Source organism: Microvirga sp. GCM10011540, from assembly GCF_042650665.1.
Classification (GTDB): Bacteria; Pseudomonadota; Alphaproteobacteria; order Rhizobiales; family Beijerinckiaceae; genus Microvirga; species Microvirga lenta.
The window spans coordinates 20,527-42,361 of sequence record NZ_JBHSBQ010000016.1; the positions used below are offsets into that span (position 1 = coordinate 20,527).

The window sequence follows — 21,835 nt, forward strand, 5'->3', positions numbered from 1 at the left end:
GAGCCATGAACGGTTTCACCCCTAACGAGATGATGACCATCGCGGCCGCCCGCGCCCTTACCAGCGAGGATGTGTGCTTCGTCGGGATCGGCGCTCCCTCGGCCGCCTGCAACGTGGCGCGGCTGACCCACGCGCCCGACATCACCCTGATCTATGAGAGCGGCACCATCGGCACGGCTCCCGAGGTGCTTCCGCTTTCCATCGGCGACGGCGTGCTGTGCGAGACGGCGGTGTCGACCGTGTCGGTGCCCGAGATGTTCCGCTATTGGCTTCAGGGCGGGCGCATCTCCATCGGCTTCCTGGGAGCGGCGCAGCTCGACCGCTTCGGCAACATCAACACCACCGTCATCGGCGATTACCAGCACCCGAAGGTGCGCCTACCAGGGGGCGGCGGAGCCCCCGAAATCGCGACCTCCTGCAAGGAGGTCTACATCACCATGAAGCAGTCCACCCGCGGCATGGTGGAGAAGATCGACTTCTACACGTCCTTCGGCCATGGGGAGGGCGGCGATCACCGCGAGCGTCTCGGCATCACGACCAAGGGCCCGACGCTGCTGATCACGGATCTGGCCGTTTGGAAGCCCGATCCGGAGACGAAGGAGTTCACCGTCGTGTCGATGCATCCCGGCGTGACGCGTGAGCAGGTTCAGGAGACCTGCGGCTGGAAGGTTCGCTTCGCCGACGATGTCGAGGAAACGCCTCCGCCGACAGAGCTCGAGCTCACGACCCTGCGCGAGCTGCAGGCGCGCACGGAAAAGGCCCATGGCGGCAAGAAGGGAGCCTGAGGATGCGCGAGGCTTATATCTGCGCCTATGTGCGCACTCCCATTGGTCGTTATGCCGGTTCGCTCTCGAGCGTTCGTGCCGACGATCTCGGCGCCGTCCCGCTGAAGGCCTTGATGGAGCGCTATCCGAACGTCGATTTCGAGGCGGTCGACGACGTGATCTATGGTTGCGCCAATCAGGCAGGGGAGGACAACCGCAACGTTGCCCGCATGGCGGTGCTTCTTGCAGGCCTGCCCGGCTCCGTCTCGGGCACGACCATCAACCGGTTGTGCGGGTCGGGCATGGATGCGGTCATTGCGGCGGCACGGGCCATCAAGGCGGGCGAAGCGGATCTGATGATAGCGGGCGGTGTCGAGTCCATGTCCCGTGCGCCTTTCGTCATGCCGAAGGCCGACGCGGCTTTCTCCCGAGCCACCGAGATTTACGACACCACCATCGGCTGGCGCTTCGTCAATCCGCTGATGAAGAGCCAGTACGGCATCGACTCGATGCCGGAGACCGGCGAGAACGTGGCCGAAGAGTTCCAGATCTCGCGCGCCGACCAGGATGCTTTTGCGCTGCGCTCGCAGAAGAAAGCTGCTGCGGCGCAGGAGAACGGGCGTCTTGCCAAGGAAATCGTGCCGGTCACAATCCCTCGGCGAAAAGGGGATCCGGTGATCGTCGACAGGGACGAGCATCCCCGTGGCGACACGACCCTGGAAGGCCTCGCCAAGCTCTCGACGCCGTTCCGCAAGGACGGATCGGTGACCGCGGGCAACGCATCCGGCGTGAACGACGGCGCTGCCGCGCTGATCGTCGCCTCGGAGGAGGCCATGAGGAGATTCGGTCTCGAACCGATTGCGCGTGTCGTCGGCGGGGCCACCGCCGGTGTCCCGCCACGCATCATGGGGATCGGTCCGGCGCCGTCCACGAAGAAGCTCTGCGCCCGCCTCGGGCTCAAGCCCTCGGATTTCGATGTGATCGAGCTGAACGAAGCCTTCGCCAGTCAGGGTATCGCCGTTCTGCGCGACCTGGGCATCCCGGAGGATGCGGATCACGTGAATCCCAATGGCGGAGCCATCGCCCTGGGGCATCCGCTCGGCATGTCCGGCGCACGCATCACCGGCACGGCCGCACTCGAGCTGAAGCTCAAGGGGAAGAAGCGCGCATTGGCGACCATGTGTGTGGGTGTGGGGCAGGGCATTTCCATCGCCCTCGAGGCTGTCTAAGCTTCGTCTATGATCGCGCCCATGCAACCGTCCTCCCTGCTCCAATCCCTCGTCGGAGACGACGAGATCGAGGCGCTTCTTTCCGGTGAGGCCGAGCTCCGGGCCATGCTTCGGGTGGAAGCGGCCCTGGCTTCGGCGGAGGCGGAGGTCGGTCTCATCGAACGAGGGGCGGCGGTCCGGATCTCGGAAATCTGCGCCGCATTCGAGCCGGATTGGAAGGGACTGTCGCGTGGGCTGGCTCAGGATGGCGTTGTCGTTCCCGAGTTCGTGAGGCAGCTGCGTTCCGCAGTCGGCGAGCCTCATGCGAAATCGGTGCATGTGGGGGCGACGAGCCAGGACGTCATCGACACGGCTCTGGTCCTGCGGCTCAAAAACATCACGGAGTTGTACCTGCGCCGTCTCGAACATCTCATCCAGGCGATGCAGGTGCTCAAGGTTCGCGACGGTGCCGTGCGTCTCATGGCCCATACGCGGATGCAGCAGGCTCTGCCCTTCACGGCCGCCGACAAGATCGAGACCTGGCTCGGCCCCCTCGAAAGGCATCGGGAGACGCTGCAGGCGCTCATGCCGCGTCTGCTGGTGCTTCAGCTCGGCGGTCCGGTCGGCACCCGCGCCGAGCTGAAGGGGCATGGCGCTGCGGTTGCCGACGCCATGGCGAGGCAGCTCGGACTCGGCTCCGTTCCCGCGTGGCATTCGCAGCGGGATCGGATCGGCGAGTTCGCCTCCTGGCTCTCTCTCCTTTCGGGAACTTTGGGCAAGATCGGACAGGACGTTGCCCTGATGGCGCAGAACGAGGTGAGAGAGGTGCGCCTCGCAGTTGGCGGAGGCTCGTCCGCCATGCCTCACAAGTCCAACCCGGTTCCCGCCGAGGTGCTCGTCACGCTCGCCCGCTTCAATGCAGGCCTGCTCGGCACGCTCCATCAGGCCCTCGTCCACGAGAACGAGCGCTCGGGAGCCGCCTGGACCCTTGAATGGCTCGTGCTGCCTCAGATGCTGGTGGCGTGCGGGGCAGGCCTGAACATGGCCCGGGGGCTCATCGAGGGACTCACGTTCCTGCCGTCGGAAGCCGGAAGATAGCCGGCGCGTCAGGCGTCGCCGACGATCACGGTGATTTTCCCGCTGCCGCCGCAATCCGGACAGGCTTTACGCCCGACCTCGCCGGAGCCATTGCAGGTCGGGCAGATGTCGTCGCCGGTCTGCGCTGTCCCAGGCACATCCTCGTCGCCGGGATTTTTCCGTTCCGTGTCAGCCATCGGCATTCTCCTCAACTCCTGGGGAACGCGGGGAGGGGCGGGACGGTTCAGGCCGCCGTGCTTCGCTGGCGATGGCGGAATTCGAGCGGCGAAAGACCGGTGCGATTTTTGAAGAAACGCGTGAAGTAGGCCGGGTCGTCGAATGCCAGTGCCAGTGCGATCTCCTTGGCGCTCAGGGAGCTGAAGGTCAGGTACCGTTTCGCCTCGATGACGATCCGCTGGTGGATGATGCCCAAGGCCGTGTCGCCGAGATGCTCCCGGCAGATGCGGTTGAGGTGGGTCGAGGTGACGCCGAGCCTGCGGGCGTAGGTGTCGAGGGGCTGATGGGTGCGATAATCCTGATCGACGAGTTGGCGGAAGCGCAGGGCGTGCTGGAGCGACCGGCTGCCTGGGCCATGGGAGGTTTGGAGCGCTAGGCCGCTCATTCGATGGACTGCGATGAGCACAAGCGCAAGGCGGGCCTCGATCGCTCCGAGGCGGCATGGGGCCTGAGCCTCGAATTCGGTAGCGATTTCCGCAATGTCTGCAGCGATGGACCGGGCCATCGTCGGGTGCTCGGACAGCGGCAGGAGCTGCACCTCGCGGAAGCTGTTCTCGGTTCCGCCTGCGGATCGAAGGACATGGGGCAGACGTCCCTCGAACAGGGTCAGCACGGTACCTTCCACATCGGGCGAGAATGTGTAGCCGTGCACCACCATGGCGGGCAATGTGACGATGCAGGGGGCATCGAGACGGTTGCGCCTCCCGTCGAGGACGAGTTCCGCTTGGCCGCGTTCCAGGTGGAGGATCTGGAAAAGGCTTTCGTGCCGGTGCGGCTGGATCTCGTAATTGTGCAAGCGGCTGCGCGCCTGGATCGTTTCGCAATGGATCCAGTCCGACTGCGTATCCTCCTTGAATTCTCCATAGAGTGAGTAGGTTGGAATGCCTGCCATCGAAAAGCGCCGGTCCTGGGAAATTCGGAGTGAGATGTTCGAATTGTCCTGGTCTTTGCGCGGATTGTCCATTGGCCGATGGAGGTCTCCCGCGCATCTTCCTGCCATATGAGATGCGGCCTGAGCCGCCGGGAGGAGACGCATGCGCACCAAGGTTGTCATCATCGGCGCCGGCCCGGCTGGCCTTCTGCTGGGGCATCTGCTCGAAAACCAGGGCATCGAGACCGTCATCCTGGAGCGCCGCAGCCGGGATTACGTGCTGGGCCGCATCCGTGCCGGCGTTCTCGAACAGGGAACCGTCGAGCTGCTGGAGCAGGCAGGCGTCAGCGGGAGAATGCAGGCGGAGGGCCTGATCCGCGATGGGGTCGAGCTCTCCTTCGATGGAGACGCGCACCGCTTCGACTTTCGTGAACTCGTCGGACGGACGGTCATGGTCTACGGGCAGACGGAGGTCACGCGCGACCTGATGCAGGCCCGCGATGCTGCGGGCGCGACGACGATCTACGAGGCCGAGAACGTCGCCCTCCACGATTTCGACGGTGACAAGCCGCGGGTCAGCTACCTGAAGGATGGAACAGAGCACGAAATCTCGTGCGATTTCATCGCCGGATGCGACGGCTACCACGGGGTGTCCCGTGCCAGCGTTCCGGAGACTGCGCTCAGGACGTTTGAACGGGTCTATCCCTTCGGCTGGCTCGGCATTCTCGTCGACCGGCCGCCGGTTGCGGACGAATTGATCTACGCCCACCACAGCCGCGGCTTCGCGCTCTGCTCCATGCGCTCTCCCACCCGCAGCCGTTACTATGTGCAGGTCTCGACGGATGAGAAGGTCGAGGATTGGTCCGACGACCGCTTCTGGGACGAACTGCGCCGCCGCCTGAACGACGAGACCGCCGGCAGGCTCCTGACCGGCCCGTCGATCGAGAAGTCGATCGCTCCCCTGAGGAGCTTCGTGGCCGAGCCCCTCCGGTTCGGCCACCTTTTCCTTGCCGGCGATGCCGCTCACATCGTGCCCCCGACCGGAGCGAAGGGCCTGAATCTTGCAGCCAGCGACGTCCGCTATCTCGCCGAAGCGTTGATCGAATATTATGAAGAGCGTTCGTCCGCCGGGATCGACGCCTATTCCGCCCGGGCCCTCGCCAGGGTGTGGAAGGCGGAACGCTTCTCCTGGTGGATGACCTCGATCCTCCATACCTTCCCGGATACGGATGCTTTCGGGCGCAGGATGCAGAGAACCGAGTTCGACTATCTCGTCAGCTCCGAGGCGGCGTCCCGGTCCCTGGCCGAGAACTACACCGGGCTCCCCTTCTAAGGCGCAGTCGCGCGCCTCCCGAAGCCGGAGGCAGGGTGTGAACAGCGCTTGAGACCAGTATGGACAGAGCGCGACCAATATGAGACCAGTTAGGGCGTGAACGATACTCGCCCTCAATCCCGCTTCCGGTCGCTGTACCGGCAGTCCTTGCCTGGCTCCCGCATCAACGAGGACGAGGCCGGGCTGCACGGATCCTATGCCTGGATCATCGACGGGGCGACAGGCCTCTCCGGCGGGCGGCTGACCGCCGGGGCGACCGATGCCGCCTGGCTCGCCCGCACGATCGGGCAGAAACTCGGTGGCGTCGCCTCATCCGCAGATGTGGGGGAGGTATTCGATTGGCTTGAAACAGGCGTCAGGGACGCCTTCGCCGAGGAGGCCGTTCAGACAGCCGATAGCGAGGGGCATGGTCCCTCGGCGTGCCTCGGCCTTCTGAGGGTTTGCGCAAGGGCAAACGGAAAGATTCTCCTGGAGGGCGGATTTCTGGGCGATGTGGTCGCTCTGGTTTCCTCCGCGAACGGTGTGGTCCGGTGGACGGACGAGCGGGCGAAGCCGTTCGAGCGGCGCACGCTGGCAGCGCTCGCCCCTGGAGGGCATGAGCCGGGACAGATTCCCGAAGCCGTCAGACGGCAGATCCTCGAGAACCGCGAACAGCTCAATCGTCCCGAAGGCTACTGGGTCGTGCATCCGACCCGTCCCTGGGCGGGTCGGGAATTGAGGTTCGAGACGGAGGCTGCTCCGGATGAGCCCATCGTCCTCGCGACGGACGGCTTCATGCGGCTTGTCGACGTGTTCGGGGCCTATTCCGATGCCTCCCTTCATGCCCGCCTTGCCGCGGGCGAAGGCGAGGATTTGATGCAGGAGTTGCGTGAACTGGAGCGGAGCGACCCCAAGGCGGGCGTCTACCCTCGTGTCAAAATCCACGATGATGCTACGGTTCTCGTGATCGCGGCCGAACCATACGGCTGAAGGGATTCCGCAAGATCCGTCCCCGGGACGGGCTTTGCGGAGGGAGGACGAGACTTCAATGAAGAGGGAACTCAAGATGAAACTGACAAGACGACTTCTGCTCGGTGTGGCCGCAGGCGGCTATCTGCTCTCGGCGGGCGCCGCCATGGCCAAGACGGAGCTGACCTTCTGGAGCTGGCGGCAGGAAGACAAGGCTTTCTACAACGACATCATCAAGAAGTTCCAGGAGAAGGAACCCGATATCTCGGTGAAGTTCGAGACCTTCGCTCCTGAGAACTATCAGACGATCCTCTCCACGGCGCTCGCCGCTGGACGCGGACCGGACGTGATCCAGGTTCGCGCCTACGGCAACCTGGAGACGATTGCGACTCCGGGCTACCTGCTCGCCCTCGACAAGCAGACCGTTCCGGAACTGGCGAACTTCCCGGATGCGGCGCTCGCCGCCGAGACGCTGCGCGCGGACGGCAAGGTCTATGCGGTGCCTTTCGCCACCCAGACGATGCTGGTGATCTACAATAACAAGATCTTCAAGGATGCGGGCGTCCAGCCGCCCCAGACCTGGGACGAGATGATGAAGCTCGCCCAGACCCTCAAATCCAAGAACATCACCCCGTTTGCGAACGGCACGTCTACGGCGTGGCAGAACGAGACCATCGTTGCTGCACTGCTCTCCTCCATGCTCGGCAAACAGTTCGAGGAGGACATCGTTTCCGGCAAGGCCAACTTCACCGATCCGCGTTTCGTCAACGCGTTGGCCAAGCTCAAGGATATCAGCCAGTATTTCGCGCCGAACTTCACAGGCGTCGATTACGCCTCCTCGCAGCAGCTCTTCGTGGCCGGCCGCGCGGCCATGTTCGCGGGCGGTTCCTTCGAGGTGGCGAATTTCAAGAAGCAGAACCCGACCCTCGAACTCGGCGTGTTCGCCTCTCCGGTGGAAAAGCCCAGCGACGAGCGCTTGGTGGCCCGCTACTATGACGGCGGCTATGCCGTGAATGCGAAGACGGACAAGAAGGATGCCGCGATCAAGTTCGTGCGCTTCCTCGCCACCCCCGAATACGGCACGCTCTTCACCAACGAGTTGAAGAACCTGTCTCCGATCAAGGGCATCAAGATCGAGGACCCGTTGACTCAAGGCATCGCGAAGCTGGCGGAAGGGGCCATGTCCTATCTGATGCTCGTGCGCTTCCGCTATCAGGAGCCGAGCGGTTCGGTGCTCCTGCAGTCCAACGTGCAGAAGATGCTCGCCGGTCAGCAGACGCCCGAACAGGCTGCCGCCGAGATCAACAAGGGCATCGCGACCTACTACAAGCCGTTCCAGAAGTAAGGCTTCGACAGGGGAGCGGCGGGCGATGAAGCCCGCCGCTCTTTCCATGAGAGTTTTCCCATGCCCGTCTCTCCCAAGCAGGCCCGGACCCTGAAGCATCGCAGCTGGGTGGCATTCCTCATCGTGCCGCCCGTGGTCTTCATGTCGCTCTTCGTGGTCTATCCCATCCTGTCGGCTTTCGCCTATGCCTTCTACGAGTGGCAGGGGCTGGCGCGCGGCGAGTTCGTCGGACTGGAGAACTTCAGGGAGGTCCTCTTCGGGCCCACCATGGCGCCGGTCGTGTGGAACGCCTTCCTGCACAATGTCTACGCCCTCGTCGCGCTGATGATCATCCAGAACGGCGGCGGGTTCCTCCTCGCCTGGCTTCTCTACAAGGAGCCGTTCGGTTTCCGCTTCCACCGCCTGGCGGTCTTCGTGCCCGTCGTGCTTTCGACCATCATCGTCGGTTTTCTCTGGAAGCTTTTTCTCAATCCGAATTTCGGCATCGTGAACCAGGCGCTTTATGCGCTGGGCCTCGATTCCTGGGCCAAGCCCTGGCTCGGCGATTCCTCGACCGCGCTGGGCGCGCTGATCCTGGCCAATGCCTGGCATTTCATAGGCTTTCCGACGCTCGTCTATCTCGCGGGCATGCAGCGCATTCCCTCCGAGATCATCGAGGCCGCACGTCTCGACGGCACCAACGAATGGCAGTTGCTCAAGAACGTGATCTGGCCGCTCGTCGCGCCGAGCACCACCATCCTCTTCACCCTGCTCTTCATCGGAGCCTTCAACTGGTTCGAGATCCCGTACGTCATGGCCGGCCTCGACGGTTCGCCCTTCGGTTCGACCGACGTGCTGGGTCTCGTGTTCTACCGAACCGCCTTCGGCAATCAGAGCGCCAGCATCCAGAATTTCGGCCAAGGCTCCGCGCTCGCCACGGTGATCTTCCTCTTCATCGTAGTCTTCGCCTCGATGCTCACGCTTTGGCTGCGCCGCCGGGAGATCCAGTTTTGACCACCAAGGCCATGTATTCCCCGGCTCCGCCGAGGCCCATCTCGTTCGCGTTCCTGGCTCAGATCATTCTGATCATGAACTCGTTCATCATGCTCTACCCGGTCGTGGTCATGGTCTTCTCGGCCTTCAAGTCCACGGGCGAGATCTTCGAACATCCCTTCGCGCTGCCCGATTTCACGCAGGTTCAGAATTTCACGCGGGTTCTCGGCGAAACGTCCATGCCGACCTACTTCGTGAACTCCATCATCGTGACCGGAACCTCGATCGTTCTGATCCTCGTTCTCGGCACCATGGCGGGCTATGCGGTAGCCCGCTACGAGTCGCGCACCAACACCTTCATCCTGCTGTTCTTCCTGGCAGGCCTGATGCTGCCCTTGAAGCTCGCGGTGATCCCGCTCTTCATCCTGCTGCGCGACCTGAATCTCCTCGACAGCCGCTGGAGCCTGATCGTCACCTATACCGCCATCGGCCTTCCGTCGGCGGTGTTCATCATGGCGGGCTTCCTGCGCTCGCTTCCGTCCGAGCTCGAGGATGCCGCCCGCATCGACGGGGCATCGGAGCCGCGCATCATGTGGTCGGTCATGCTGCCCCTGGCCCGCCCGCCCATGGCGATTGCGGCTATCCAGAATGCGGTGCCGATCTGGAACGACTTCTTCTTCCCGCTCGTGTTCATTCAGACGGACGACTACAAGACCCTGCCGCAGGGGCTTACCACCTTCATGGGCGAGTACACCACGGATTGGGGCATGCTGTTCGCCGGCCTCACCATCGCGGCCGCTCCCATCACGCTCCTCTACATCGCCCTGTCCCGTCAGTTCATCCAGGGTATGACCGCCGGCGCGGTCAAGTAGGAGACGAACGTGCTGATTCCGAAAGGTGCGCTCGTCGTTTCGTGTCAGGCCCGCGCCGACAACCCGCTTCATGGGCCTGTTCACATGGCCGCCATGGCCCGTGCGGCGGAGGCCGGCGGCGCAAGGGCCATCCGCGCCAACGGACCCGACGACGTGGCGGCGATCCGTGCCGTGACGCGGCTGCCGATCATCGGAATCTCGAAGGTCTGGGATGACCGTTATCCGGTCTACATCACGCCGGATTTCGAGAATGCGGCCGCGGTCGCCCGGGCTGGCGCCGACGTCATCGGCATCGATGCCACGCCGCGTCCGCGCAACGGCGAGTCCGTCGAGCGTCTGATCGCGCGGATTCGCGGCGAACTCGGCAGAGAGGTTTTCGCCGACATCGCAACGCTGGAAGAGGGGCGGGCGGCTCATGCCTATGGGGCAACCTACGTCGCCACGACTCTGTCCGGCTATACGGACGAGACCATCGAGAGAAGGGCCGCAGGTCCGGATCTGGACCTCCTGTCGGCCCTTGTCGGCGCTGTGCCGGTCCCGGTGATCGCAGAGGGGCGCTTCGACACGCCCGATCTGGTCACGGCCGCCTTCGAGCGTGGCGCTCATGCGGTGGTGGTCGGAACCGCGATCACCAATCCGCGCGAGATCACCAAGAAATTCGCCCAGGCCGCCGAGTTCTGGGCAGACAACGGAACATCGGCACCTCCCGGAGGGAGAGCCCATCTGTCACAGGACGGAGTTTGAGATGGCGAATGTATCGATCCGCGATGTGCGCAAGTCCTTCGGGCCCGTCTCGATCATCAAGGGAGTGGATGTCGATATTCAGGATGGCGAGTTCGTCATCCTGGTCGGCCCGTCCGGCTGCGGGAAGTCGACGCTCCTGCGCATGATCGCAGGCCTCGAGGACATCACGGACGGCGAGATCCGCATCGGCTCGCGAGTGGTCAACGACGTTCCGCCGAAGGACCGGGACATCGCCATGGTGTTCCAGAGCTACGCCCTCTATCCGCACATGACCGTGGCCGAGAACATGGCGTTCTCGCTCAGGCTCAAGGGCGTGCCCAAGGCCGAGCAGGGCAAGCGGGTGCAGGAAGCGGCCGCATCGCTCGGTCTGACGCAGCTTCTGGACCGCTATCCGCGCCAGCTTTCGGGCGGTCAGCGCCAGCGCGTCGCCATGGGCCGCGCCATCGTGCGCGATCCCCAGGTCTTCCTGTTCGACGAGCCGCTCTCCAACCTCGATGCCAAGCTGCGCGTGGCCATGAGAGCCGAGATCAAGGAACTGCATCAGCGCCTGAAGACCACGACGGTCTATGTGACGCACGACCAGATCGAGGCCATGACCATGGCCGACAAGATCGTGGTGATGCATGACGGCATCGTCGAGCAGGTCGGCGCGCCGCTGGAGCTCTACGACCGCCCGGCGAACCGTTTCGTGGCCGGCTTCATCGGCTCTCCGGCCATGAACTTCATCGACGGGCGCCTGGAGAAGGCGGGATTTGCCCTGGCGAGTGGCGCGGTCCTGTCCTTGGGCGCCCAGCCTCCCGTGCCGGTGGGGACCAAGTTGACCTACGGCATCCGGCCCGAGCACCTTCAGGTCATGTCCCCCGGTGAGCCCGATTCCATTCCTGCAACGGTCGCCGTCGTCGAGCCGACCGGGTCCGATACGACCCTGATGGTCAAGGTCGAGGGCGGCAGCCTCACCGTCCTGCTGCGGGAGCGATGCTCTCTGAAGCCTGGCGAGACCATCGCCCTCCGGCCCGTTTCGCACCAGTCGCACCTCTTTGACGAGAGGGGGCGGCGCATCGCCTCCGTCTGATAGGGACGGCCGAGCGGCTTACCTTGGGGAGCGTCCGATTGGCGGATATTTTGGGAGATTATAACACGAACGTGAGAGCACACCGCGCCCTTGGAGGTGTACCCATTCCAGAATGGATTTCAGACGAGGTGCTACCGTGTTGATCCGACGCCCTGCCGACATTCTTCCATCCGAGATCACCCCTCGGGAGGTTTATCTCAACCGGCGGCAATGGATGACCGGCGCCGCCGGCCTCGCCCTGGCCGCGGGTCTGCCCGGTTCCCTCGGGGCTGCGCCGCTTCCGGCCGCCAAGAGCCCTCTTTCCGCGACCGACGAGAAGCTGACGAGTCGCGAGGACATCACGACCTACAACAACTTCTACGAGTTCGGCACGGACAAGGCTTCGCCCGCCGCCAAGGCCCACACGCTCAAGACCTCGCCATGGACGGTCAAGGTCGATGGGCTGGTCGCCAAGCCCGCAGACTATGCCTTGGAGGACCTGCTCAAGCCCGTGACGCTCGAGGAGCGCATCTATCGCATGCGCTGCGTGGAGGGCTGGTCCATGGTGATCCCGTGGGTCGGCTTTCCGCTGGCGGATCTCATCAGACGGGTGGAGCCGCTGGGCAGCGCCAAGTATGTGGCTTTCGAAACGGCCTATCGGCCCGACGAGATGCCCGGCACGGACACGTTCTTCCCCGTCCTCGACTGGCCCTACGTGGAGGGGTTGCGGATGGACGAGGCGATGCACCCTCTCACCATCCTGGCCGTCGGCCTTTACGGCGAAACCCTGCCTAACCAGAACGGTGCGCCCATCCGGCTCGTGGTGCCGTGGAAATACGGATTCAAGGGCATCAAGTCGATTGTGCGCATCAGCTTCGTCGAGAAGCAGCCGGAAACCTCCTGGAACAAGCAGGCGCCCGACGAGTACGGGTTCTATGCCAACGTCAACCCGAGCGTGGACCATCCCCGCTGGAGTCAGGCGACCGAGCGGCGGATCGGGGAGGGCGGTCTTTTCGCGAAGAGGCGGCCGACCCTGCCTTTCAACGGCTATGCCGACCAGGTGGCGCAGCTTTACGCCGGCATGGACCTGAAGAAGTTCTATTGATGGCCGGAAGAACGACAGTACACGGGGCGAAGCGGGGCTTCGCCGTGCCCCGGATACCCAAGATCGCCGTCTATATCGTCGGCTTCGTCCCGGCGGTGTGGCTGTTCTATGAGGGCGTCAACGATCGGCTCGGCGCCGATCCGATGCGCTATCTGGAGCAGGCCCTCGGCCTGTGGGCCCTGCGCTTCCTCATCGCCAGCCTCGCCGTCACGCCGTTGCGGCAGGTCCTCAACATCAACCTGCTGCGCTATCGCCGGGCGCTGGGTTTGCTCGCCTTCTACTATGCCGCCCTGCATCTTCTGACCTATCTGGTTCTCGATCAGGGGCTCGATGCCGCGGCGATTTGGGCCGACATCGTGAAGCGTCCCTACATCACGATCGGAATGGCCACTTTCGTCATTCTCATCCCTCTGGCGCTCACGTCCAACAACGCCGCCATCAAGCGTCTCGGCGGACAGGCCTGGGCGCGGCTGCACCGCCTGGTCTACGTGGCGGCCATCGGCGCGGTGCTGCATTACCTCCTCGTCGTGAAGTCCTGGCCGCCGGAGCCCCTGGTCTACGCGGCGATCGTTGTGGCGCTGTTGGGCTACCGCCTCGTGCGCTCCGTCGGCAGGCGCGCCTCTCCGAAGCGACGTCCCGCTTGAAGCCGGGGCCGGCTCCGGTAGGATGCCGGCTTGGCCGATCCGAGCCGAGCCTCGCCAAGCTGGAGTGAATATGCATCGAGCGCGTCACACCTGGGCCCTTGCGATCTGGGCGCTCGTGTTCGCGATGGTGCTTGGACTGGGCTCCCTCGATCTGCGGGCCGAATCCCGTCCCGTTCTCGTCTTCGCCGCCGCAAGCCTGAGGAACGCACTGGACGATATCGGGGCTGCCTGGATGCGCGAAACCGGCAAGAAGGTCGTGATCTCCTACGCGGCCAGCAATGCCCTGGCGAGGCAGATCGACGCCGGCGCTCCTGCCGACATCTTCTTCCCGGCCGATCTGGACTGGATGGATTACGCCGCCTCCCGGAACCTCATCCGGAACGAGACGCGGGTGAACCTGCTCGGCAATGCGCTCGTTCTCGTTGCCCCCAAGGGCTCGTCCCTGGATCTCGCCGTTCGACATGGCCTGGACCTCTCCAAGGCGCTCGGCACGGGCAGGCTCGCCATGGGCAATGTCGAGGCCGTCCCCGCCGGGAAGTATGGCAGAGCCGCCCTGGAAGCCCTCGGGGCCTGGGCCGCCGTGAAGGACAAGCTGGTTCAGACCGAAAGCGTGCGTGCCGCGCTCCTTCTCGCCTCCCGCGAGGAGGTGCCGCTCGGGATCGTCTATCGCACCGATGCGGCGTCCGACCCGAATGTCAGGGTCGTCGGCACCTTTCCGGATGGCGCTCACCCTCCGATCATCTATCCGGTTGCTCTGACACGGGCATCGAACAATCCCGATGCAGGCGCCTTTCTGGATTTCCTTCGCTCGGACGAGGCGAAATCCCTGTTCGAGCGTCACGGGTTCACCGTCATCGACAAAATGGCGTCCGCCTCGTGAGCGACTGGCTGTCTCCCGAGGAATGGACGGCGGTGAGGCTCAGCCTCAAGGTTGCCCTGGCGGCCATGGCCGCAAGCGTGGTGCCCGGGATCGCCGTGGCGCTGCTTCTGGAGCGGGGCCGCTTCTGGGGGCGGCAGGCGCTCGATGTGCTCGTGCATCTGCCTTTGGTCCTGCCCCCGGTCGTCGTCGGCTATGCCCTCCTGCTTGGTTTTGGGCGACGAGGGCCTATCGGAGCGTTCCTGGCCGATCACCTCGGGATCGTGCTTTCCTTTCGCTGGACCGGCGCCGCGTTGGCCTGCGCGGTCATGGGCTTTCCTCTCCTCGTCCGCGCCGTTCGCCTGTCCATCGAGGCGGTGGACCGGAAGCTCGAGGATGCGGCGGGAACGCTGGGGGCTCATCCCGTGTGGGTGTTCCTCGTCGTGACCCTGCCGTTGATCCTTCCCGGCATCCTGGCCGGCATGGTCCTTTCCTTCGCCAAGGCCATGGGAGAGTTCGGAGCGACCATCACCTTCGTCTCCAACATACCCGGAGAGACCCAGACGATCCCTTCCGCCATCTACACCCTGACGCAGGTGCCTGGAGGCGAGGGGGGCGCATTGCGGCTGACGCTCGTCTCTGTCGCCATTTCGGTCGGTGCGCTCTGGGTATCGGAATGGATGGCGCGGCGGGTGCGGCGGAGGCTTCTTGCCCGATGAGCCTGGACGTCGACATCCGCCATCGGCAGGGCGCCTTCACGCTTCAGGCATGCTTCCGTTCCGAGGGGCGCCTGACCGCTCTGTTCGGCCAGTCCGGCTCGGGCAAGACGACCCTGGTCAACGCCATCGGCGGTCTCGTCCGTCCCTCCGAGGGACGGATCGTCGTGAATGGGCGCGTGCTCGTCGATACCCCTGCTGGAACCTTCGTGCCCAAGCACCGGCGTCGGGTCGGCTATGTCTTTCAGGAGGGGCGGCTCTTTCCCCACCTGAACGTGCGTCAGAACCTGCTGTTCGGGCGCTGGTTCACCCCGCGGGCCGAGCGGCGGGCGAGTTTCGACGGGATCGTCGGGCTGCTCGGCATAGGGCATCTGCTGACCCGCCAGCCCTCGACCCTCTCGGGAGGCGAAAAGCAGCGGGTCGCCTTGGGGCGGGCGCTCCTGACCGATCCTCAGCTTCTCCTCATGGACGAACCGCTGGCCTCCCTCGACGAGGCGCGAAAGGCGGAGATCTATCCCTATATCGAACGGCTTCGGGACGAGGGCGACGTGCCCATCGTCCTGGTCAGCCATTCCGTCCCGGAGATCGCACGCCTGGCGACATCCATCGTCGTTCTCTCGGACGGACGGGTGAAGGCCTCCGGGCCTGCTACGGATATTCTGACCCATGCCAGCCTCTTCCCGCACGCGGAGCGGTTGGAGGTTGGGGCTCTGATCGACACGCATGTGCTCCGGCACGAGGATGTCTATGATCTGACGACGCTTCAGGCCAAGGCCGGCATCCTGACCGTGCCCCGGCTCGACCTCCCGGTCGGCGCGCCTCTGCGGGTTCGGCTTAGGGCCCGCGACATCATGCTCTCCCTGAAGGCCCCAGAGGGCCTGAGCGCCTTGAACGTCCTGCCTGGAACGATCTTCGGAATCGACGCGCCCGACGGTGCCGGCGTCGACGTTGTAGTCGATTGTGCCGGGGACAAGCTTGTGGCCCGGCTGACGCGGAAGTCCGTCGAGGGTCTCGGCCTTGCGCCCGGTCTTCCCGTTCATGCCGTCATCAAGAGCATCGCCTTCGATCCGGAGGTTCTCGTCCAAGCGCCCAGGAACGGGGGATGAGACAGCGTTCACAAGGCTTGCGCGCCCTGTCGGGGTGTGTAGCTTGACCCTCCACCTCTTCATCCGAAAGGCAGGATCATGAACGACCAATTCCGGAATCCGTCCGAGGCCACGTCCCATGCGACTCTTCTCGACCGTCTGGCCGAGGTTGCCGTACGCGTCGGACTCGGGCTGAAGCCGGGGCAGGAGGTCGTCATAACGGCGCCGCTCGACGCCGTTCCCCTGACGCGGCGCATCACGGAGCATGCCTACAGGGCGGGAGCCTCCCTCGTCACCACGATGTTCTCCGACGAGGAGGCCACCCTGATGCGCTTCCGCCATGGGCGGGACGAGGGTTTCGATACCGCCGCAGCGTGGCTGTACGAGGGCATGGCGACGGCCTACAGGAACGGGGCCGCCCGTCTCGCCATTGTCGGTGAGGATCCGTCCCTCCTTGCCAAGGAGGACCCGGAAAAGGTCTCCCGCGCCAACCGCGCGCGCTCCAAGGCCTATATGCCTGCGCTCAACCTGATCGCCGGCTTCGACACAAACTGGACCATCGTCTCCGCCGCAACACCGGCCTGGGCGAAGGCCGTCTTCCCGAACGATCCCGAGGATGTCGCCGTCGCCAAGCTCTGGAGCGCCATCTTCTCCGCCTCGCGGGCCGATACGCCGGACCCCATCGCGAACTGGGCCGATCACAACGCGAACCTCCAGGCCCGCACGCGCATGCTGAACGAGAAGAACTACGCCGCTCTCCACTTCCGCGGCCCGGGCACCGACCTGCGTGTCGGCCTTGCGGACGGGCATGAGTGGAACGGCGGCTCGACCAAGGCCAAGAACGGCGTCGTCTGTAACGCGAACATCCCGACCGAGGAGGTTTTCACGACGCCCCACAGGGACCGGGTGGAAGGCTACGTGACCAGCACCAAGCCGCTGTCGTACCAGGGAACCCTGATCCAGGACATTCAGGTCACCTTCGAGAGCGGACGGATCGTCGAGAGCCGCGCACGCACCGGCGAGGCCGTGCTCAACAAGGTTCTGGACACCGACGAGGGCGCGCGTCACCTCGGCGAGGTGGCGCTGGTTCCCTATTCCTCGCCGATCTCGCAGAGCGGCCTTCTGTTCTACAACACGCTCTTCGACGAGAACGCTTCCAGCCACATCGCCCTGGGACAGGCCTACAGCAAGTGCATCCGGGACGGCGGCTCGATGAGCGAGGAGGAACTCGCCGCCCGTGGGTCGAACCGCAGCCTGATCCATATCGACTGGATGATCGGGTCCGATCAAGTGGATGTGGATGGTGTTACAGCAAACGGGCAGGCGGAGCCGCTCATGCGCAAAGGTGAGTGGGTAACTCCATAGCGACAAGGTGCGGCAGACGACAGCATTGCTGCTTGGGCCGCATCTCTCTAATGCATTAACAACATATGAACGGGGCTTGACCTGAGCCCCGTCAAGCTGTGTTTTGTGACAGGTATTAAAGAGGTTTCGTTCTGACATTGCGTCAGGCGGTCACCTCATCATGAGTTATTGATTGATGTCCGACAACAAAGCCAAGCCCGACTCGGCCAGCGCGCCCCTTTTGTCCGTCCGCTCGCTGTCCGTCGAGTTCGGGACAGGCGGAGGTGCCTTCCGGGCGGTCAAGGACGTCAGCTTCGACGTGCAGCCGGGCCGGACGCTGGCGGTCGTCGGCGAGTCCGGTTCGGGGAAATCCGTGACGTCGCTCGCGATCATGCGCCTCACCGACTACACGGGCGGGCGCATTGTCGGCGGTGAGGTCCTGTTCCGCCCCGATGGGACCGAGGCGCTGAATCTGGTCGAGGCGTCCGATGCGAAGCTCCGGGAAATCCGCGGCAACGACATCGCCATGATCTTCCAGGAGCCGATGACGTCGCTCAATCCGGTTTTCACCATCGGCAATCAGATCGCGGAGACGCTCACCCTCCACGAGGGGCTGAACACCCGAGATGCACGCACGCGGGCGAAGGAATTGCTGCAGAAGGTACGGCTTCCGGATGCGGAGAAGCTCCTCGACCGCTACCCGCACCAGCTCTCCGGCGGGATGCGCCAGCGCGTGATGATCGCGATGGCGCTCGCCTGCAACCCCAAGCTCCTCATCGCCGACGAGCCCACGACCGCCCTCGACGTGACGATCCAGGCGCAGATCCTGAACATCGTCCGCGACCTGCAGCAGGAGATGGGGACCGCCGTCATCTTCATCACCCACGACATGGGCGTGGTCGCCGAGATGGCCGACGACGTGGTGGTGATGTGGAAAGGCGAAAAGGTCGAACAGGGGCCGGTGCGGGAGATCTTCGCGGCGCCGAAGCATCCCTATACGCGTGCGCTGCTCTCCGCCGTGCCGCGCTTGGGAAGCCTCACGGGCCAGCCGCTCCCGAAGCGCACCCCCGTCATCGTCATGGATGGCGGCGTGCCGAAGCAGGTCGGCGAGACGCACATCCAGAATACGGCAGACTACACGAAGCCCATTCTCCAGGTGGACAAGCTGACGACCCGTTTCGACGTCGGCAAGACCTTCTTCGGTCGGGTGACCCACCGGGTGCACGCGGTCGAGGAGGTGAGCTTCGACATCTATCCCGGCGAAACCCTTGCTCTGGTGGGTGAATCCGGCAGCGGAAAATCCACCATCGGGCGCACGCTGCAGCAGCTTGTGGAGCCGACCGGCGGCACGGTGCGCTTCAACGGGCGCGACATGGCGGCCATGAGCCAGGCGGATCGCCGCCGTCTGCGGCAGGAGATCCAGTACATCTTCCAGGATCCCTTCGCCTCGCTCGATCCGCGCCATACGGTCGGCTACAGCATCGCGGAGCCGATCATCGTCCACGGCCTGATCAGGGATCGCAAGGCGATCGACCGGCGCGTGCAGGAATTGCTGGAGCAGGTCGGCCTGCAGCCCCAGCATGCCAAGCGCTACCCGCACGAATTCTCGGGCGGTCAGCGCCAGCGCGTCTGCATCGCCCGCGCGCTTGCGAGCGATCCCAAGCTGATCATCGCCGACGAATCCGTCTCCGCGCTCGACGTGTCGATCCAGGCGCAGATCGTCAATCTGCTCATGGAGCTGCAGGAGCGCAGGCATCTGTCCTATCTCTTCATCACCCACGACATGGCCGTGGTGGAGAAGATCAGCCACCGTGTCGCGGTCATGTATCTCGGCCAGATCGTCGAGATCGGAACGCGGCAGGCGGTGTTCGAGAACCCGCAGCATTCCTACACCCGCAAGCTGCTTTCGGCCGTTCCGATCGCCGATCCGGAGCGCGAGCGCGCGCAGACCCGGATCGAGGGCGAAATCCCGAGCCCGGTGCGGCCGGTCGGACAGGAGCCGGCGATTCACCAGATGCGGGAGGTCGAGCCCGGCCATTGGGTCGCCATCGAGCCCGAACGGCTCCGCGGCGCCGCATAGACTCTACTCAGAGGGAGATTACAGATGAGACTTTCACGAACCTTGAAGGCCCTGGGCCTCACGGTTGCGACAGCCTTGGCGCCGCTGATGGCGTCGGGTGCTCAGGCGGCCGGAACCATGACGGTTGCCGTCGCCATCGATCCCGGCAGCTGGGACCCCATCGACACCTTCCTGGTCGACTGGTCCTCGGCCGCCAATAACATCTATGACGGCCTGACCGCGCGCGGCGCCGACATGAAGCTGAAGCCCGGCCTCGCGACCAGCTGGGAATTCCTCGACAACAACAGCCGCATCCGCTTCAAGCTGCGCGAGAACGTAAAGTTCCACAACGGTGAGCCCTTCAATGCTCAGGCCGTGAAGTTCACCTTCGATCGCCTGCTCGGCGCCGAGGGCAAGAAGGGTCCGCAGCAGTCGAACTACAACACCATCGACCATGTCGAGGTGGTCGACGACCACACGGTCGATTTCGTCATGAAGCAGCCCGATCCGGTTCTGCTGACGAAGCTCGCCGGCTATGGCGCCATGATCGTCCCGCCCAAATACATCCAGGAGAAGGGCGACGATCACTTCAACACCCATCCCGTCGGCACGGGCCCGTTCAAGTTCGTCGAGTACAACCCGAAGGTCAGCCTGACCCTCGAGGCCAATCCCGAGCACTGGGGCGGCGCGCCCAAGCTCGACAAGGTGGTGACGCGTTTCATCTCCGAGGCCAACACGCAGGTTGCCGAGCTCCAGGCCGGCCGCATCGACGTGGCGACGCTGATCCCGTTCGGCCTCGCGCCGACCGTCGAGAAGAGCCCGAACCTCGATCTCATCAGCATCACCGGCCCGACGGTGGTCTCGCTGCGTCTGAACACCAAGGAAGGCATCACGAAGGACCAGAACGTCCGCAAGGCGCTGATCATGGGCATCGACCGCGATGCGATCATCAAGGCCGTGCTCCTCGGCCATGCCAAGCCCATCGCGAGCTTCCAGTCCGAACTGTCCTTCGGCCACGATCCGAACCTGAAGCCGCTGCCCTTCGATCTCGCCAAGGCGAAGCAGATGCTGCAGCAGGCCAAGGTGCCGGCGGGCGCTCCGGTGAAGATCGACTTCCGCGGCAACGACGCGACCTTCCGCGAAGTGGCGCAGGCCGCCGCAGGCTTCCTGCAGGCCCTGGGCCTGAAGCCGTCGCTGCAGCCCTACGAGCCGCCGGTCCTGCTCAACGACATCATCCCGAACGGCAAGACCGGAGAGGCCTGGCACCAGGCCTGGGGCGGCTGGACGTTCGACTACGACAACACCGCTTACCTGATGTACCACACGGGCGAGAAGTGGAACCCGTACGACAACGATCCCAAGCTCAACGAGATGCTCGAGAAGCAGCGCACGATCTACGACGTGAAGGAGCGTGAGAACCTTCTCCAGGAAATCGCCCGCTATGTGGCCGACAAGGCGCTCGAAATCCCGCTCTACAACCAGAACACGATCTATGGCGTGAACAAGCGGGTCAAGAACTTCGATGCTCCGGCGGATCGTCGCTTCCGCTTCACGGAAACGAGCGTCGACTAATCTGCGTTTCCGGGTGCTTTCGCCGAGAGAGCGCCCGGGGCCGATACTTTCAGAAAGGCCCCGCGAAAGCGGGGCCGTTTTTCCAAGACCAGGAAGGTTCACCGCATGGCGGGCTTCATCCTCAAACGACTGCTGCAGGCCATATTCGTGGTCCTGGCCGTCACCTTGATCGTCTCGTCTGCGGTCAGGCTGTCGGGAGATCCCGCCATCATGCTCATGGGCGGCGGCGGCAACGTCACCGAGGAGGATCTGCAGAACATCCGGCAGGCTCTGGGCCTCGAACGCCCCTTCTTCGTCCAGTATTTCAGCTTCCTGCAAGGGATCTTCGTGGGCGATTTCGGGCGCAGCTTCATGGGGGGAACGCCCGTCTCCACGCTGATCGCGCAGGCCCTTCCCTCGACGCTTCTCCTCGCCTTCACCTCGCTTCTGGTGTCGATTGCCCTGTCGGTGCCGCTCGGCGTCTATGCGGCAGTCAATCGCGGCCGCTGGCCGGATCAGCTGATCCGCATCCTGTCCCTCGTCGGCCTGTCCTTCCCGAATTTCTGGCTCGCCATCATGATGGTGCTCTTGTTCTCCATCGTGCTCGGCATTCTGCCGCCGAGCGGCATGGAGGGGCCCGAGAGCTTCATCATGCCGGCCCTGACCATGGCGATCATTCTCACGGCCACCAACGTCCGCCTCGTGCGCACCTCGATGCTGGAAACGCTGTCGCAGCAATACATCATGGTGGCCCGCTCCAAGGGTCTGGCGGATCGCGTCGTCCTCTACAAGCACGCCCTGCGCAACTCCGCGATTCCGCTCGTGACCTATATCGGCCTGCAGTTCGGCGGCCTGATCGGCGGCATCGTGATCGTGGAGCGCGTGTTCAACTGGCCCGGCATGGGCACGCTGGCCTTCGACGCGATCTCGGGCCGCGACTATCCGGTGCTGCAGGGCACCATCACGGTGCTCGCCCTGTTCATCGTTCTCATCAACCTTCTGGTCGACATCGCCTACGGGCTGATCGACCCGCGCATCCGGACGGAGTGATCC

The 21,835-nt window shown here is 64.3% G+C and carries 21 protein-coding genes; 19 read left to right on the top strand and 2 right to left on the bottom strand.

What is annotated here, in order from left to right:
• Nucleotides 1-5 precede the first annotated feature (5 nt).
• The 3 genes from ACFOYU_RS06810 to ACFOYU_RS06820 are packed head-to-tail and all read left to right on the top strand — an operon-like array spanning nt 6 to nt 3,070.
• Nucleotides 6-785, top strand: a complete 780-nt coding sequence (locus ACFOYU_RS06810; protein WP_377032987.1) for a CoA-transferase subunit beta — start codon at nt 6-8, stop codon at nt 783-785.
• A gap of 2 nt (nt 786-787) precedes the next feature.
• A complete protein-coding gene (gene pcaF / locus ACFOYU_RS06815; protein ID WP_377032988.1) occupies nt 788-1,993 on the top strand; it encodes a 3-oxoadipyl-CoA thiolase in 1,206 nt (401 codons plus the stop codon).
• 21 nt (nt 1,994-2,014) lie between these two features.
• On the top strand, nt 2,015-3,070 hold the full coding sequence (locus ACFOYU_RS06820; RefSeq protein ID WP_377032989.1) for a 3-carboxy-cis,cis-muconate cycloisomerase: 1,056 nt from the start codon (nt 2,015-2,017) through the stop codon (nt 3,068-3,070).
• 8 nt (nt 3,071-3,078) lie between these two features.
• Here ACFOYU_RS06820 and ACFOYU_RS06825 read toward each other — a convergent pair whose 3' ends face one another.
• Complete coding sequence (locus ACFOYU_RS06825) at nt 3,079-3,246, bottom strand: hypothetical protein (protein WP_377032990.1); 168 nt, start codon at nt 3,244-3,246, stop codon at nt 3,079-3,081.
• Between the two features lie 47 nt (nt 3,247-3,293).
• Nucleotides 3,294-4,178: a helix-turn-helix domain-containing protein gene (locus ACFOYU_RS06830; protein WP_377032991.1), complete on the bottom strand. Its 885-nt coding sequence runs from the start codon at nt 4,176-4,178 to the stop codon at nt 3,294-3,296.
• Nucleotides 4,179-4,320: 142 nt separating this feature from the next.
• Here ACFOYU_RS06830 and pobA point away from each other — a divergent pair, with 142 nt between their 5' ends.
• The 16 genes from pobA (at nt 4,321) to ACFOYU_RS06910 (ending at nt 21,832) form a co-directional block, all read left to right on the top strand.
• Nucleotides 4,321-5,490 carry a 4-hydroxybenzoate 3-monooxygenase gene (gene pobA, locus ACFOYU_RS06835; RefSeq protein WP_377032992.1) on the top strand — a complete coding sequence of 390 codons (1,170 nt, stop codon included), beginning with the start codon at nt 4,321-4,323 and terminating at the stop codon, nt 5,488-5,490.
• 96 nt (nt 5,491-5,586) lie between these two features.
• The gene (locus ACFOYU_RS06840) at nt 5,587-6,459 is read left to right on the top strand and encodes a hypothetical protein (RefSeq protein ID WP_377032993.1); all 873 of its coding nucleotides are present in this window, start codon (nt 5,587-5,589) and stop codon (nt 6,457-6,459) included.
• A 76-nt stretch (nt 6,460-6,535) separates the two neighbouring features.
• Nucleotides 6,536-7,783: an extracellular solute-binding protein gene (locus ACFOYU_RS06845; RefSeq protein WP_377032994.1), complete on the top strand. Its 1,248-nt coding sequence runs from the start codon at nt 6,536-6,538 to the stop codon at nt 7,781-7,783.
• 60 nt (nt 7,784-7,843) lie between these two features.
• Entirely contained in the window at nt 7,844-8,776 is a 933-nt protein-coding gene (locus ACFOYU_RS06850) for a carbohydrate ABC transporter permease (RefSeq protein WP_377032995.1), read from the top strand.
• Nucleotides 8,773-9,627: a carbohydrate ABC transporter permease gene (locus ACFOYU_RS06855; RefSeq protein ID WP_226742118.1), complete on the top strand. Its 855-nt coding sequence runs from the start codon at nt 8,773-8,775 to the stop codon at nt 9,625-9,627. The genes ACFOYU_RS06850 and ACFOYU_RS06855 overlap by 4 nt, the downstream gene beginning before the upstream one ends.
• Nucleotides 9,628-9,636: 9 nt before the next feature.
• Nucleotides 9,637-10,371: an N-acetylmannosamine-6-phosphate 2-epimerase gene (locus ACFOYU_RS06860; RefSeq protein WP_377032996.1), complete on the top strand. Its 735-nt coding sequence runs from the start codon at nt 9,637-9,639 to the stop codon at nt 10,369-10,371.
• 1 nt (nt 10,372) lies between these two features.
• Nucleotides 10,373-11,443 carry an ABC transporter ATP-binding protein gene (locus ACFOYU_RS06865; protein ID WP_377032997.1) on the top strand — a complete coding sequence of 357 codons (1,071 nt, stop codon included), beginning with the start codon at nt 10,373-10,375 and terminating at the stop codon, nt 11,441-11,443.
• A 112-nt stretch (nt 11,444-11,555) separates the two neighbouring features.
• Nucleotides 11,556-12,527, top strand: coding sequence for a protein-methionine-sulfoxide reductase catalytic subunit MsrP (msrP, locus tag ACFOYU_RS06870; protein WP_377032998.1), 972 nt, complete (start codon nt 11,556-11,558; stop codon nt 12,525-12,527).
• Complete coding sequence (gene msrQ / locus ACFOYU_RS06875; RefSeq protein WP_377032999.1) at nt 12,527-13,171, top strand: protein-methionine-sulfoxide reductase heme-binding subunit MsrQ; 645 nt, start codon at nt 12,527-12,529, stop codon at nt 13,169-13,171. The genes msrP and msrQ overlap by 1 nt, the downstream gene beginning before the upstream one ends.
• A gap of 70 nt (nt 13,172-13,241) precedes the next feature.
• Nucleotides 13,242-14,051 (top strand): molybdate ABC transporter substrate-binding protein, encoded by an 810-nt coding sequence (gene modA / locus ACFOYU_RS06880; RefSeq protein ID WP_377033000.1) that lies wholly within the window; start codon nt 13,242-13,244, stop codon nt 14,049-14,051.
• Nucleotides 14,048-14,746 (top strand): molybdate ABC transporter permease subunit, encoded by a 699-nt coding sequence (gene modB, locus ACFOYU_RS06885; protein ID WP_377033001.1) that lies wholly within the window; start codon nt 14,048-14,050, stop codon nt 14,744-14,746. Before modA ends, modB begins: the two co-directional genes overlap by 4 nt.
• Nucleotides 14,743-15,849, top strand: a complete 1,107-nt coding sequence (gene modC, locus ACFOYU_RS06890) for a molybdenum ABC transporter ATP-binding protein (RefSeq protein ID WP_377033002.1) — start codon at nt 14,743-14,745, stop codon at nt 15,847-15,849. Before modB ends, modC begins: the two co-directional genes overlap by 4 nt.
• A 78-nt stretch (nt 15,850-15,927) precedes the next feature.
• Nucleotides 15,928-17,193, top strand: a complete 1,266-nt coding sequence (locus tag ACFOYU_RS06895) for an aminopeptidase (RefSeq protein ID WP_377033003.1) — start codon at nt 15,928-15,930, stop codon at nt 17,191-17,193.
• 175 nt (nt 17,194-17,368) lie between these two features.
• Nucleotides 17,369-19,252 (top strand): dipeptide ABC transporter ATP-binding protein, encoded by a 1,884-nt coding sequence (locus tag ACFOYU_RS06900; protein ID WP_377033004.1) that lies wholly within the window; start codon nt 17,369-17,371, stop codon nt 19,250-19,252.
• A gap of 24 nt (nt 19,253-19,276) precedes the next feature.
• The gene (locus tag ACFOYU_RS06905) at nt 19,277-20,803 is read left to right on the top strand and encodes an ABC transporter substrate-binding protein (protein ID WP_226742127.1); all 1,527 of its coding nucleotides are present in this window, start codon (nt 19,277-19,279) and stop codon (nt 20,801-20,803) included.
• 105 nt (nt 20,804-20,908) lie between these two features.
• On the top strand, nt 20,909-21,832 hold the full coding sequence (locus ACFOYU_RS06910; RefSeq protein WP_377033005.1) for an ABC transporter permease: 924 nt from the start codon (nt 20,909-20,911) through the stop codon (nt 21,830-21,832).
• Nucleotides 21,833-21,835 lie beyond the last annotated feature (3 nt).